This window comes from Metabacillus sp. FJAT-52054 (assembly GCF_037201815.1).
Taxonomy (GTDB): domain Bacteria; phylum Bacillota; class Bacilli; order Bacillales; family Bacillaceae; genus Metabacillus_B; species Metabacillus_B sediminis.
This window is the reverse complement of sequence record NZ_CP147407.1, coordinates 3405476-3419517: the sequence shown is the minus strand read 5'-3', so window position 1 is coordinate 3419517 and position 14042 is coordinate 3405476. Positions and strand designations below refer to the sequence as shown.

Annotated in this window: 14 protein-coding genes; 4 read left to right on the top strand and 10 right to left on the bottom strand. The window is 42.1% G+C overall.

Annotated elements, in window-relative coordinates; genetic code table 11:
• Positions 1–10: 10 nt before the first annotated feature.
• Positions 11–1006 carry a DUF4003 family protein gene (locus WCV65_RS17855; protein ID WP_338778348.1) on the bottom strand — a complete coding sequence of 332 codons (996 nt, stop codon included), beginning with the start codon at positions 1004–1006 and terminating at the stop codon, positions 11–13.
• Positions 1007–1142: 136 nt separating this feature from the next.
• A complete protein-coding gene (locus WCV65_RS17850) occupies positions 1143–1928 on the bottom strand; it encodes an SDR family NAD(P)-dependent oxidoreductase (RefSeq protein WP_338778346.1) in 786 nt (261 codons plus the stop codon).
• A 459-nt stretch (positions 1929–2387) separates the two neighbouring features.
• Between WCV65_RS17850 and map the strand changes: the two genes are divergently transcribed.
• Positions 2388–3134, top strand: coding sequence for a type I methionyl aminopeptidase (map, locus tag WCV65_RS17845; RefSeq protein ID WP_035413516.1), 747 nt, complete (start codon positions 2388–2390; stop codon positions 3132–3134).
• A gap of 76 nt (positions 3135–3210) precedes the next feature.
• Here the strand turns inward: map and WCV65_RS17840 are convergent, their stop codons facing one another.
• Positions 3211–4164, bottom strand: coding sequence for a YafY family protein (locus WCV65_RS17840; RefSeq protein WP_338778344.1), 954 nt, complete (start codon positions 4162–4164; stop codon positions 3211–3213).
• Positions 4165–4349: 185 nt separating this feature from the next.
• On the opposite strand from WCV65_RS17840, the gene WCV65_RS17835 reads away from it, so the two are divergent.
• Together WCV65_RS17835 and WCV65_RS17830 are read left to right on the top strand one after the other, a co-directional pair.
• Positions 4350–4583 (top strand): dihydrofolate reductase family protein, encoded by a 234-nt coding sequence (locus WCV65_RS17835; protein ID WP_338778342.1) that lies wholly within the window; start codon positions 4350–4352, stop codon positions 4581–4583.
• A 27-nt stretch (positions 4584–4610) separates the two neighbouring features.
• Positions 4611–4871, top strand: coding sequence for a dihydrofolate reductase family protein (locus WCV65_RS17830; protein WP_338778340.1), 261 nt, complete (start codon positions 4611–4613; stop codon positions 4869–4871).
• A 31-nt stretch (positions 4872–4902) separates the two neighbouring features.
• Here the strand turns inward: WCV65_RS17830 and WCV65_RS17825 are convergent, their stop codons facing one another.
• From WCV65_RS17825 to WCV65_RS17795, 7 genes are all read right to left on the bottom strand, one after another.
• Positions 4903–5514 (bottom strand): VTT domain-containing protein, encoded by a 612-nt coding sequence (locus WCV65_RS17825; RefSeq protein WP_035413511.1) that lies wholly within the window; start codon positions 5512–5514, stop codon positions 4903–4905.
• Positions 5515–5593: 79 nt separating this feature from the next.
• Positions 5594–5761 (bottom strand): hypothetical protein, encoded by a 168-nt coding sequence (locus WCV65_RS17820; protein ID WP_156506005.1) that lies wholly within the window; start codon positions 5759–5761, stop codon positions 5594–5596.
• Positions 5762–5780: 19 nt separating this feature from the next.
• A complete protein-coding gene (locus WCV65_RS17815) occupies positions 5781–6806 on the bottom strand; it encodes an alpha/beta fold hydrolase (RefSeq protein WP_035413509.1) in 1026 nt (341 codons plus the stop codon).
• Positions 6803–7279 (bottom strand): hypothetical protein, encoded by a 477-nt coding sequence (locus tag WCV65_RS17810; protein ID WP_051860886.1) that lies wholly within the window; start codon positions 7277–7279, stop codon positions 6803–6805. The genes WCV65_RS17815 and WCV65_RS17810 overlap by 4 nt, the downstream gene beginning before the upstream one ends.
• A gap of 432 nt (positions 7280–7711) precedes the next feature.
• Positions 7712–8878, bottom strand: a complete 1167-nt coding sequence (locus tag WCV65_RS17805; RefSeq protein ID WP_338778335.1) for a galactosyldiacylglycerol synthase — start codon at positions 8876–8878, stop codon at positions 7712–7714.
• A gap of 26 nt (positions 8879–8904) precedes the next feature.
• Positions 8905–11238 (bottom strand): FtsX-like permease family protein, encoded by a 2334-nt coding sequence (locus WCV65_RS17800; protein ID WP_338778333.1) that lies wholly within the window; start codon positions 11236–11238, stop codon positions 8905–8907.
• Positions 11235–11936 (bottom strand): ABC transporter ATP-binding protein, encoded by a 702-nt coding sequence (locus WCV65_RS17795; protein ID WP_035413505.1) that lies wholly within the window; start codon positions 11934–11936, stop codon positions 11235–11237. The genes WCV65_RS17800 and WCV65_RS17795 overlap by 4 nt, the downstream gene beginning before the upstream one ends.
• A gap of 708 nt (positions 11937–12644) precedes the next feature.
• Here WCV65_RS17795 and WCV65_RS17790 point away from each other — a divergent pair.
• Positions 12645–14000, top strand: a complete 1356-nt coding sequence (locus tag WCV65_RS17790; RefSeq protein WP_231890001.1) for a glycosyltransferase — start codon at positions 12645–12647, stop codon at positions 13998–14000.
• Positions 14001–14042: the final 42 nt, after the last annotated feature.

The following is a 14042-nucleotide window of genomic DNA, read 5'->3' as shown; positions in this document are numbered from 1 at the left end:
TTTCTCCTCCTTATTCTCCGCCCCCGCCGCCGTCAGAGACAGAGGTGGCTGAGCTTGCAACTACGGCAATCATAGCGGCTTGTTGAGCTTGCATCATGATTTCGATGGAAGTATAAAATCCGGTTCCGAGCACGGTTGTGTTTTCCAAGCGTTCACTGGCAATTAGATGGACGGCTACCGTGAAGTTCATTTCTTTATTCCATTTAAAATGTTTTGCAGCATTCAGCTGGCTAATGGCACTTTCAAGGTTTTCTATATCCGAGGTTTGACTGTCAATTAAAGAAAGCAGACCGATTTCCGGATAGTTTTTTCTTTTTAATCTAAAGCCGTGATTCTCCAGTGTGTAAGCGGTTTGAACACAGCGGTCCACTAAGTTTTGAGAAGCTGCTGCACCTGCTAGAGATAGAATATGACTTAAAAATTGCAGTTCATTGCCTTTTTTAAAACCGCTTCGGTTCAGCTGGTCATAATAAGATTCCATTAACCCTACAATGTCCTCTGTCCGTTCCTCTCCTTCAGCGAGAAGAACAGCAAGCGGATAGTCACTTGCAGAGGTAAGAAAGAAATGCTGGTCCTTCATATAGGAGTAGATGGTATGCGCTTTTGCGGCTTTTTCATGGATTCTCTCTTCTGGAGTATTTGTTCCCATGAATGCCAATGCAGAGATATAAGTAAAGATTCCCTTTCGAAACCCGGCCTTTACAAGTTCATCGTGTATCCGGTTCATTTCGTCAAATTTGGAAAAGGGATCTTCGTACCTTGTGTCAAGGATAGCAGCTGTGATGAAGCGGTGGTAGGATTTAAATGGAGAAAACATTCCGCTGTAAGCTTTCATATAATCACATATATTGAGATAGTGCGGAAGGTTGAAAGGCCGTTTGGAAACAGAATAAAAAGAAGCGGCCATCATTAAAATTCTCTGGTCAGAGACCTTCCATTTCAGTTCATCCTTTAACAGCAGAAAGATATGACTGTATTGATCGAGTTTGTGCTGAACATGTTCCATAGCGCTTCCCTCCATTCGTTCTGCCAGTAATACGGATAAGGATAAAAAAAGTTCCAATGAATGAAAAATCACCTCCAACTTTAAGGGTTGGAGGTGAGCTATAGATCCTTTTAACTCTATTAGAGTAAATCCTGCCTTAGTTTTGCAGGCGTGCCCGTTTTGCATGGCGGGCGGCCTTCTCTGGCTCAGGGGTACTTCGATTTTCCATTGCCTCCTGTTTTGTTGCTTCATCTCCGCCAACAACGTGATCTACATCGTTCATTAGTGCTTCGAAGCCCTGTTTGGCTACGAGCTCTTTATCGTTTTTCTTAGAAGAACCGATTTCGCTTGAGCCCATTCCTGCATTAGAGTGGAAATTTGTATCCGTCGGCCCTGGAAGGATGGCAGTGACCGTAACGCCTGTTTCGCGCAGTTCTTCACGCAGCGATTCTGCAAATAGAAAACCAAATGCCTTAGAAGGTCCATATACAGTCTCATATGGGGTTGGAAGAGTTGCAGCAATGGATGAGACCACTAGAATTTTACCGCGGCCATTTGGGAGCATATGTTTAACCACGCGTTTTGCCATGTGAACCGTACCTGTAATGTTGATGGAAATCAGCTTAAGCTCTTCTTCGAGATCTGTGTCTGCAAATGCCCCTCCAAGACCAATTCCAACGTTTAGGACAGCTGCTTCAACCGGCCGGTTTAATTCTTTCACAAAGGTCCAGAAGCTTTCAACACCATCGTATGAAGCCGCGTCTGCCTGATGGGGATAAGCGTTAGCTCCAAGGCCGCGAATGACTTCTGCTGCTTCAAAAATACGGTCACTTGATCCTGATATGGCCAGATCATAACCGTTCTGGGCGAATTGTTTGGATAGCTCAAGGCCAAGACCGGAGGAAGCTCCGGTAATTAATGCAAGTGGACGTTTTTCTGACATAAGAATCTCTCCCTTATTAATCTAAGTTTGTGTTTAGGATATACATAGCCTAAAATAGTAAAAACAAAACCTGTTAACACACGAATAGGCAATATTTTCTTTCGGAAATTAAGACATAAAATGTATCTCATTTTTTATTTTAAGATAGTTTATATGCGCTCCAACTGCTTGTTAAAAAGGTACATAAACAAAATAGGACACCAAATTAGAATGATAATGGAGTGCATGCTGTACGCGTATAAAATGCTGGAGATACACATGCTAAAAGGGAGAACTTTGAGACGGCATATTTGGCTTGGAAATGGTTTATTGATGAAGCCGCACATATAGGCTAATAAGGGATTTCCAGAAGAAACTGCTGTTAATGCTAACGAAATAAAGTGCAGGAGGTTAGCTCATACAAACTGTAATATGGTATCGTTTATATGCAGGAAATAATGACCGGTTAGGAGCGTTAAGATGATCCAGTTAAAAAGTAAGAGAGAAATAGAACTCATGCATGAAGCAGGGAGACTTTTAGCCGAAACCCATAAAGAGATTGCCATGATGATCCGGCCAGGGATTACAACACTTGAAATTGATACCTTTGTGGAAAAGTTTCTGAAAAGCAATGGGGCTACTCCTGAGCAGAAGGGCTACCATGGCTATCCATTTGCAACGTGTGCGTCCGTGAATGATGAAATCTGTCACGGATTTCCAAGTAAAAAAGAACTTAAGAGCGGGGATATCGTCACGATTGATATGGTGGTTAATCTAAATGGAGGCCTTGCTGACTCTGCCTGGTCTTATGCGATAGGGGAATTAGATGAAGAGTCCTCACGACTCATGGACGTAACGAAAACATCACTGGATAAAGGGATCGAACAAGCCATTGCCGGCAACAGAACAGGGGATATCGGACATGCGATTCAATCCTATGTAGAAGGGGAAGGCTTCTCTGTTGTCAGAGATTTTACCGGTCATGGAATCGGAAAAACGATGCATGAGGACCCGACCATTCTTCACTATGGGCTTCCGGGAAAAGGCACGCGCTTAAAAGAGGGCATGGTTATTACCATTGAGCCAATGGTGAATGCTGGAACGTGGCAATCCAAAATGGATAAAAACGGATGGACTGCGAGAACGGTGGATGGAAAGCGCTGTGCGCAATTTGAGCATACACTTGCGATTACAGCAGATGGACCTCTTATTTTAACAGCCCATTGAGTTAAAAGACGGAACAGCCGCTGTTCCGCCTTTTTTCATTTATGGCATAGATAAGTGTGCATTTCGCTTCAGGCACTTATTGTTTCTCCACATCCGCATAGAGATCGACCAATACTCTCGCATGCTCCTTCATTTCTTTTCGCAATGTCTCTGGCTTCAGAACTTCGGCATTTCCTCCAAGTGAGAGGAGCAGGGTGGCGGTGTAGCTGATTTCCGCAGGATCCATTTGTCTGCGGATAAAACCGCTGCCATCCTCCTCTTCGCTCAAACCGGTTTGAAGAATTGGATGGTTTTTGCAAAGTCTTACTCCTTCCCTCGATAAACGGATATCCAGCATGGAATTGCTCTGGGCAGTATCATCCTGCAAAAACCACTCCGTTAAAGTGGGGAGTCCTTCCATTTTCTTTCCTTTCCTTGTAATACCAAGTACCCGGTCTGCGCGGAAGAGGGAAATTTTTTCTTTTTCAATTAAGTAAGCCGGTACATACCAGAGCCCTCCGTGGGCATAGATACCGATGGGAACGACTTCTCTTTTATTCTGACCGCCTTTTGAATCATAAAGCCACTCCACAATTTGTTTTTCAATTGCAGCATCTGCAATTTCTTGAAGGTATGGAGCTTCAGCCAAATGGCTGAGAGGGGACCAAAAAGTAATCGTGTCTTTCAGCCGGTCCAGCTTTTCTTTGCTGTGCTGAGGCAGATTTGAATAAAATTTTTGAAGAGCTGATTCGATATCAATCTGAAAGGGGAGAGAGCGGAAATAAAATAATGACTGATAGGCAAAATAGATAGATACAGCTTCATCGGCAGAGAAAAGAATAGGCGGGAGCAGATTTTTGTTTAGCATCCGGTAGCCTCCATGTCTGCCCTGTTCCGAATAAAATGGAACGCCCCAGGTGCTTAGTTCCTCGAGATCACGCTGGATCGTTCGGATTGAGACGCCGAATTCTTCAGAGCATTCCCTGGCTGTAAAAGAATCTCTCCTGTTTATGTATGTTAAGAGGTCATAAAGCCTTTTGGAACGATTCATACCGATCTCCTTTTTCATAGTCTCTGTTAAAGCCTGATGTTGATTTTTAACGATTGGAAAGCGAATTCCTGCTAACTGCAATCAACAGCCAAGTTTAACAGATCCTTTTCATAAAATACGTCAGTTTCTGTCATGTTATATGTTTATCATTATAACGAATCTCAATACTAAAGGAGGAATTTGCGATGAGGAAAACCGTATTGTATATCGCCATGAGTCTGGACGGATACATCGCCAGAGAGAATGGAGATATCGACTGGCTTGAGGAAGCCGAAAGACAAGGAGATAATGGATATAGTGAACTCATAGAAAACATCGATACGGTGGTTATGGGGAGGAAAACGTACGAGCAGGTACTTGGTTTTGATATGGAATTCCCTTATAAAGGAATGGATTGCTATGTCTTTTCAAATGAATAAGAAGGCAGAGATGAATATGCGTCCTTCATGAAAGGCAGTCCATCCAGCCTCATTTCGAAATTGAAAGAGCAGCCGGGGAAAGATATCTGGCTTATTGGCGGAGGGGATCTCATCCGGGAATTTTTGAAGGAGAAGCTTGTGGATCAATTTATGATTGCGGTCATCCCTGTTTTATTAGGAAAGGGCATTCCGCTTTTTAAACAAGACTTTCCCGTGCACAACCTTAAACTTTCTAATACACAAATCTACAATGAGATCGTTATGCTTTCGTATGATAAGAAACAATAAAAAAGGATGGGGGTTCCCATCCTTTTCCTTTTTACACTGAACTGGATTCTGTCTGCTCGTCAGCATCACAATTTTTTTTCTTAATAAAGAATCGATAGATAAGATAACCTGCCAATGCAAGGCCGAGTAAAATGAAAATAACGGTCTGCATATTGGACATGAACTTCTGAACGGAACCGAGATTTCCTGCAGATCCGAGCCATAGCATAGCGATATTTAACGGAAATACTCCAATAAAAGTCAGAATAAGAAAAGGGGTTAATTTTACTTTAGATAATCCTGAAACGTAGGAAATGTAATTTCCGATTCCAAGCGGCCTTGAAAGGGCGATGCTCCAAATTCCGCACTTCTTAAACCAGCGCTGGGTTCTCTCGATTGTCTTTTTTTTGCGCTGAAACTTCTTTTTCATTTTATGTTCCAGTTTTGCCCCTATCCAGTAAGGAATGAGGGAGAAAATCGTGTAGACAATGCTTGCAAGTATGGCAATCCAAATCAATTTTGACATAGGCTGATCAAGGACAAACCCGTATGCCAAAGTTAAAAGAGAGCCGGGGAATGGAACGGAAGAAGCCTCGATTGCAATTCCGCCCAGAAGTCCCCAAATACCAAATGATTTTAAAATCCCAATAATAAATTCAAGCATGGCGGCCCCTTCCCAACAAATATAAGTTACTTATTATTTCCCTATGTCAGGAGCCGCTCAAACTGGTAGATTTTCCTTATTATCGGTATAAAGGAAAATGAGTGATGCGGTTATAGTACGAAGACTCTGCTAAATCATTGAATAGGGCAGGGCTGTTATCAGACTTTAGGTAGTTTATATAGACAACAGATGCCATACCGGCTGCAGATTTTCCTTTTTTATCACTGTGCAGACCCAGAAGGTACAAAATGATCCTCCTCTCTCTATTAAGAAGAATGTTCATGAAGCCAGGTGCTAAGGTATCCTGGAAGACCGTTCTTCACTGTAAATGTAGCATGGCCGCCTTTAAGTATTTCAAGCGTTTTATCGTGGCTTGAAACAAGATCCATAATGGCTGTGCTTAGTTCCATTGGAACGAGCTTATCGCTCTCAGCACAGATGACGAGCAAACTGGCTTTAATGTTGGAAAGGCTCGCATCCTTTCCGCTAATCTGCAATCCTCCGTTAATGAGCTTGTTCTCTCTGCCGAAATCACGAACGAATTGCTTCATCGCCTCTCCGGAAAAAGGGACGTGGCCCTGCGTCCATTTATTGAATCTTCTCCAATAATCCGTATATTCTTTATTATCTGCTCTGTAAAGCAGGGATAAATAAGGACTGTAGTAAACAGGGTAGCTGACCATTCGCAAGCCTGCTTTCATAAAGCCTGCAGGAATAATCCCAAGGGCGTCGAATAAAGGATCAAAATCAGCTTTTCCATTTCTCATACCATCTACGATTTTATCGAATACCTTGTATTGATGAAAATCAATAGGAGCTACGTTAAGAATCAAATTGCGGATTGGATCGTCGGTAACGGCTGCATAAATAGCTGCGATTGTCCCGCCAAGGCAGTAGCCGATAACCGTTAGTTCTGCCGCTTTTGAATGACGAAGTGTTCTTCGGGCTGCTTCCTGAATATAGTTGATCACATAATCATCAATAGTAAGATCTTTATCCTCATAGCCTGGCGCGCCAAAGTCCAGCAAATAGACATCATAGCCCTCATTAACAAATGCTTCAATCATGCTGTATCCAGGTGCTAAATCCAATATGAATGCTTTGTTTACAAGCGAATAAACTAGAAATAAAGGGACGGGGTACTTTTTCTCTTTTGCAGGATAATACCATAAAGCAGCCTTATTCTTCTTCCAAACCGCTGTTCGGTCAGTTAGCCCTACAGGCGGTTCAGGAGTTTGCAAAAGAAGGGCGCACTTTTTTACCTGCTCGTATATTTCTTCGAAGGGAGTCATTTTTTGGTGGTTTCCTTTGCGGATGGGGCATTTAAATGAAGTGCATGCTGCATAAGAATTTGTTTTAGCTGTTCTTTATTTGCCCGGCTTCTTGCCAGAGAAGGCCGATTTGCTCGTTCAATAAGTGCCGGTGTTTCAGTACTTGGAAGGGATGGTGCAGGAGTGGTTCCCTGATTGGCAAGCTGGTAGAGGTAGCCTTCGATTTGATCGAGCTTTTCTTCAATTTGAATAGAGAGATTCGCTAACCGGACGAAATCCCTTTTAGTAGGGAAATTTAAAGGAACGGAAAGAAATTCAGAAATTTCCTGACTTTGATCGAACGCCCTTTTAATGAATGGGGCAGCCATGTTTACGAGATTCAATAATTCCTCCCGGTTCAGCTGAATCTGGATGGTATCATTTATGCTTCTTTCAAGCTCAGTCCCTGTCTTTTTAATCAGTGCCAATGCTTCTTGAGGATTCATGTCTGACATAAGATGTTCCTTTCCATCAATTTTTTAGGGCTTGTATAATAGAATTTCTTTGTTTGACAGCAGAATAAGGACATTGCGCTGCCTGCCGTTTGAACCTTCTATTATCAATCACATTACAGTATAAGTTTATTTCTGCTAAATGTGATTAAAATGATGGATAAGCCTTGAAGACTGTGGGGATACCCATAAGTTTAAAGTTGTAGGTAAATATAACTATTTTATAGATAAATAGTTAAAAAACTAGGCCTTCAGACGATATTATAGTCAAGAAGGATTAGGAAAACTTCCTATTTATTATCCAGAGAGGATGGGAGAAATGTCATTTATCGAAATGTTCCGTGCAGCCTTCATGTGGGCACATATTGGCGTCTTGGCAGTGGGCTGCACGTTTATCTATTATCATGTGTACAAAAATCGCAGAAATGGTAAAGCTTAAAGACTGCGGTAAAGCTTGGAGAAAAGATCATTCAAATACTTTTCTTTTGGTGTCTTTTTACCTGCAAAGAGCTTCTGTTCAATGAGGGAAGCAAGTTCAGCACAGGAACGGACATCAAGTTCATTCATATAGAGATGGCGTGCTTTATTTATGGCAAACAGCTTACTTGAATCGCTGACAACAGAAAGCAGCTGATCTTCAAAGGATTCCCGGACATCAATTGTTTCCGCTAATCCTCTTTCAGACAAGTATTCTAGATTAATTTCTTCCTGCCCAGGAAGAACAGAATGAATAAAAATGAGAAGCTTCTTTCTGATTGCCTCACTAATCGTTGCTCCCCCGGGTTTCGTAACAATGGCATCCGCCCAGCTGTAAAGCTGATTCATTTGCTCTGCAGAAGCAATATAGGGCAGTGCTGTAATGTGAGAAGAATTCAGGCTGTTTACTTTATCTAAAAGGGCCCTGTTTGTTCCGCATAGAACCTTGTATTCAACAAGGCCGCTACTGGAAGTTTTGACTAAACTCGAAAGATTTTTGCCAAGTCCAAGACTTCCGCCGGAAAGAATGACATGAATCTTTTCATCATGCTGGCGGTTCATTTTTCTCCGATTTAACCGATCATTTGCAAGAATCCCTGAAACAATCACTTTATTTTCTGGAATCCCCATTTGGAGCAATTCATTTTTCACATCCTTGCTAGGAACACAATGCACATCCACTTGTTCCTTTCCCCATAAACCGTTAATGAAGAAATCTGTGTACAAATTTAATACCGGCACATCACATACTCCGTAACGCTTCAGCTTATCGACAAGGAAGGAAGGGAAGCTGTGTGTGCAGACGATTAAATCAGGCTGTTTAACTTCTATCAGCTGTTCCATTTTTTCAAGAAAAACGGCTTCATAAGCAGATTGGAGCATGCTCGATTTTTTGCTGAAAAAGAGATGGTAGAACGAGCTGTATGCCTTTGGAAATTTCTTAATCCAAGTTAAATAAAGATTCGATACGAACCTTTCGAGACCCCCATTTACATAGCTTAAAAAGTCTACCTTTTCGCATTGTATTTCAGGATCATGCTTTTGAAAGGCCTCTACCAGTGCGTTGGCACTTCTATGGTGACCGGATTCCATTTTAAATAAAGGCAAAACCAATATTTTCTTCATTTTTGAAGCCTCCTCTTTTTCAGCTGTTAATCCTCGAGCATTTTAGGCAGCGGCTTTGCCAGAGATTTTATAACAGGCACTGCTGATGCACCAAGTCCAATGACAATACTTGCCGTAAGCCAAATGAAAATTCCGTCTAAATAGAATCCGCTTTGCAATGGAGAGCCGAGAAGGGCGGTGCCGATTTGCGTGCTAAGAAAATGACTGAGCGGGTAAGAAAAGGCAGCTGCAAGACTCCAGCTGATCATGGCTATGATTAAACTTTCTGCTGCGAACATCCGAAGAATTTTTCCAGAGGACCCGCCTATAGCCCTCGTTATCCCGATTTCCTTCTGCCTTTCATATACGTTCATGCTCGTAGCGGTCATCAGGTTAAGCAATCCAAGAACGGTAAATAAAATTCCCGCTGCTAAAATGGATGCAACAATCAATCCGATAATCTGTTTCGGGCGTTCCTGCATAGCTTGAATAGTTTCCGTTCCTTCTACTGCTGCACCTTGATCTGTTAACTGTTTCTCAAGCTGTTCTGAGACCTTCCCGCTCTTTGCACCGGACGTTAATTTTACGGCAATCCGGTTTGCAGTATCTGCAAGAAGCCATTTCTCATAATCCGTTCCGCCCATGTAGGCAGCGGGGCCTCTTAGCTGGCTTCCGATTATTCCTTCTATATAAAATGTTTTTCTCTCTTTTCCGATTTGCAGCTCAGCCTTTTCACCGGGTTTGGGGCTGCCAAGCATGGTGCGAAGATCTTCGTTAATGACAATGGCCGGTTTTCCGCCCCGCTTGAGCCACTGTCCTTCTTTTACAGCAGGTGTAATCAATTTTGAACGTTCAGGAAGAGCCATTAGGAGGGCGTTGTGCTTACCCCCTTTATCAAGCTTGATTTCCGTATTGCGGACGGTCCAGCCCTCTGCTTCGCTTACTCCCTCTGTTTTCTTAAATAGTGCTGTCATTTCAGATTTTGGAAGCTTGCTTTTTACAGACCATTCCTGATCATAATTCCAAAATTTATTCATTTGGTTCAGATGACTATTCAGCGTCTGGTTCAGTGCCAGGCAGGATATAATAATGGCTCCTCCAAACGAAAGCATCAGGATATTGGAAACCATTTGCCCCTTCTTGGAAAAAGCATGCCTCCACGAAAGGACACTTAGTGAAAACCTTCCAAAGCTCTTTTTAGCTTTATGGGATGGGAAGGAATGAGGCATATTTCTCAATGTATCGGTGAGCGGTTTGTTTAATACTTTTTGGATCGGTACAAATGCTCCAAGATAAGGAATAGCAAATGATAACAAAAGCAGCAGATAAACAACTGAAGGATGAATGGTTTCCGTATATGAGCCAATGTTCAGCTCTTCTGCCAAATACCGGACAGCCCATTTGCTGCCAAAATAGCTGACCCCGGCGGAGCACATGAACGAGATGCTTCCGATGATCCCTAAGTAAAGGAAATATTGCTTCCAGATGAATGATAGCGGTGCACCTACCACACGCTGGATCCCCATCTCTTTTACATGCTCGGCAATGACCCGATGGAAGAGGTGAGTAATCAGGATAAACCCAAGGACTAACGAAAAGAGGCCAAACCAGATGAGGACGGTAAGAATGGCTGATACCAGTGTATTCCTTATATAATAGGTTTCCTCAGCATGCTCGGTACGATAGGATGTGATACCCGATGATTTCAAAACCTTGCTGATTCTTGTGATTAGCTGATCTCGTTCTTCTTTGCTTGTGCCTTCCTCAAATTCAATCAGAATTTGAGTATACGTTAACGGAACACCAAGTTTTTTTAATGCTTCAGAAGATAAATAAAGGTATCCCGTCCCGCTGAATGGTGCTGGTATCCTGGATGGATCGGTGACGGTTCCTGATAGCTTCAGGCTTTTTTGTTTTTCACCTGGAATCAGAAGCTCAATGGTCTGTCCAGCTTTCCACTGGAAAAGCTGCAGTGTGGTGGTCTCTGCATAGGAAGCAGCATCTGAAGGATGATTTTTATAAAGATGGATTTGACCGATTTGATAATTTTGCTGATCCGGCAAACCCGCGATTTCAATATTTTTAAATCCTTCCTCTGTTTTTGCCCTTGCACGGACGGAAATTTTTGCTTCTGCTTCTTTAATTCCGTCCAGCTTATGGAGTCTGGCAGGCAGAGTCTGGAATGAGTTGGTGTAAAATGCTGCGTCTGAAACATGGGATTGATTCATGCTTTCTTTTAAAGCCGCCTCAAATTGAAGCTTAGTGTGCAAAATGATTCCGGCAATCGACAGGCTGATAATAATAGATAGCAGGATTAAAAGCGTTTTTGCTTTTTGCCTGCCTAGGTCCCGAAGCGGTTTTCTGGCGAAGAGAGGCATCATGATCCGCCAGCCCCTTGTATAGAAGCTAAAGGACCTTGATCTTCTATTACCATTCCGTCCTTCATTTGAATGATCCGATCCGTTTTTTTTGATAGCTCCAGATCATGGGTTACCATCACAATCGTTTTCCCCTCATGAATCAGGCGAAAGAATAGTTCCATTATATGATTCGCATTTTCTGTGTCGAGATTTCCCGTCGGCTCATCTGCAAAAAGAATTGGTGGATCGTTAGCTAATGATCGTGCTATAGCCGCCCGTTGTTTTTCCCCGCCGGATACATAATCAGGAAACATATGAACCTTCTCTGCAAGTCCTACAGATCTCAAAAGTTCAAGCGCCCGATGTTTCTTATTCCTTTTTATAGGGGAAAACTCCATTGGAAGCATCACATTTTCTAAAAGCGTAAGACTTGGCAGGAGATGAAAGGATTGAAACACAATTCCGATATCGCTGTTTCTCCACTTCGCTAGCTTTCTTTTAGAAAGATTGGTAATCTCTGTGCCGTTGATGGAGATCTTCCCTTTAAAAGGCTTATCAATCCCGCAAAGTAAATTCAGCAAAGTGGATTTGCCGCTCCCTGATTTACCGGTTATTGCAACGAATTCATTTTCCTGTATCTTAATGTTCACTTTTTTAAGCGCGTGATGCCATTCATTCCCGTTTGCGAACACTTTTTCAATCTCTGCGGTTTCAATCATTCCAGCACCTCACAAGCATATCTAGCATTATCATCAAATAACTTCTTTTGCCTCCATACCATTAAATATCATGTGCCATAAAGATTAGCAACCGCGTCCCTACCCCCATAAACCCCATGTGGAAGCTCCATTACGTAAATGTTCACAGGAAAACACCGTGAAAAAGTTGAATTTATGGAATTTTATAGTAGTAAAGGACATCGGTTATATGAAATCCTTCTCATTACTATTGTTGAATATCGACGAAATTTGTCGAAAAAGGTTTATTTTTTTAGCACTGTTTCCTCATTTTTCTTAACAATTCTGCAATTTCCGGCAAATTTCTATAAAATCCTTAATAATCAAAAAAATATGCAAATAACTTGAGATTTTATATTACAGTTTGATTACAAAAGTTACGAACAATTATTAGTTATTCCTATATATAAAATACAGGTTTAAACAAAGCCCCAATTTTGTAGGGGTTTTTATTATTACAATAATATTACAAAGTGAAGGAAGTGCGAAGTTGTTATGGAGAACGCTTACATCCTTGAAAAGATTGAATTTCTCACATTTTCTTGAAGAGGGGATGAATTTAGTCACGGGCATAACGGCAGGTTGATGCGTTTTGGAAAATTCCTTAATCTGAACGAGATGAAAGTTCCGCAGCTGATTGCCATGCGGCAGAAGTGAGGGAGCCAAAATCAATTTGAGAGGAGAACGAGTATGGCTAAAGTTGAACAGGATCTGTCTGCGATGAGAGAATCGCAGGAAATGAACACACAAAAGAAATTATCCACGAGGGAAAAGACCTTCGTTATTTCTTTGTTCGTGATCACAGTAGCGGCCCTTTTCTATGTGAACTGGACTGCGTCTGATAAGTTGAATTTAACAATCGGTCTATATGGTTCTGTAATGATTGCCTACCTATTAGGGAAAATGCTTCTTTCCTTCAAATATCAGGAAGTCATGATGGATCCACCTGATTTGAAAGTATCAGTCGTTATACCTTCCTATAATGAATCACCCGATTCTGTGCTTGGCACCATCGAAAGTATTCTGAAGCAGGATTATCCAATTCATGAAATTTTCCTGATTGATGATGGAAGCAAGGACATTTCTGGTTATGAGGCGACTTTAAAACTTAAAGAAAACCTTATGTCAGGTATTGGTGAAACAGCCGCTGAGCTGGCTAAAGGCAACTATAAAATGCCGAATTTGATTGTTCATCGCCTTCCTCAAAATAAAGGGAAACGCCATGCGCAAATCTGGGCTTTCGAAAAAGCAACTGGAGATGTATTTATAACAGTAGATTCAGACTGTACTGTATTTCCAAACGCTGTCCGCGAATTGCTAAAACCATTTAACAATCCTGAAGTATCAGCTACAACAGGGCACGTAAATATCCGAAACCGCACTGATAATGTTCTTACCCGTCTTATTGATATGCGCTACGACAATGCCTTCCGTGTAGAGCGTGCTGCTCACTCGGTTACAAATAATGTTCTGGTATGCAGCGGACCATTAAGTGCATACAGACGCGAAGTAGTAATGAAAAACCTGGATCACTACGGAAACCAAATGTTCCTTGGACAGCAGGTTCAGCTTGGTGATGACCGCTGCCTGACAAACTATGCGATTCGTGAAGGAAAGACACTTTATCAATCGACTGCCCGCTGTATTACAGATGCTCCAACAGATTTGCGCACACTGCTTAAGCAGCAATCACGCTGGAATAAATCATTTTTCCGTGAGAGTCTTGTTGCGATGAAAATTGGTTTTACGAAACCGAACGTTTTTGTATGGGTCATGCTTGAAATGTTCCTTTGGATTGCATTTGGTATTTCACTGATTCTTGCCATCTACTTCACGTCTACGACCATGGGCTGGATCATGCTCATTTACTACTTGGCTTACGTTGTTATATCGGCTTATGCCCGTAACGTGTTTTACGCCTACAAGAGGCCGTTTACATTCTTGCTCGCACCGTTATATGGTTTGCTGTTCCTAATCCTGCTTTGCCCGCTTCGCTTCTGGGCGCTTCTGACTATTCGCTCAACTGCTTGGGGTACACGCGGCTAAGCTAGCCTGATGAGATGAATCTTATGTGAATGGAGAGGTTTT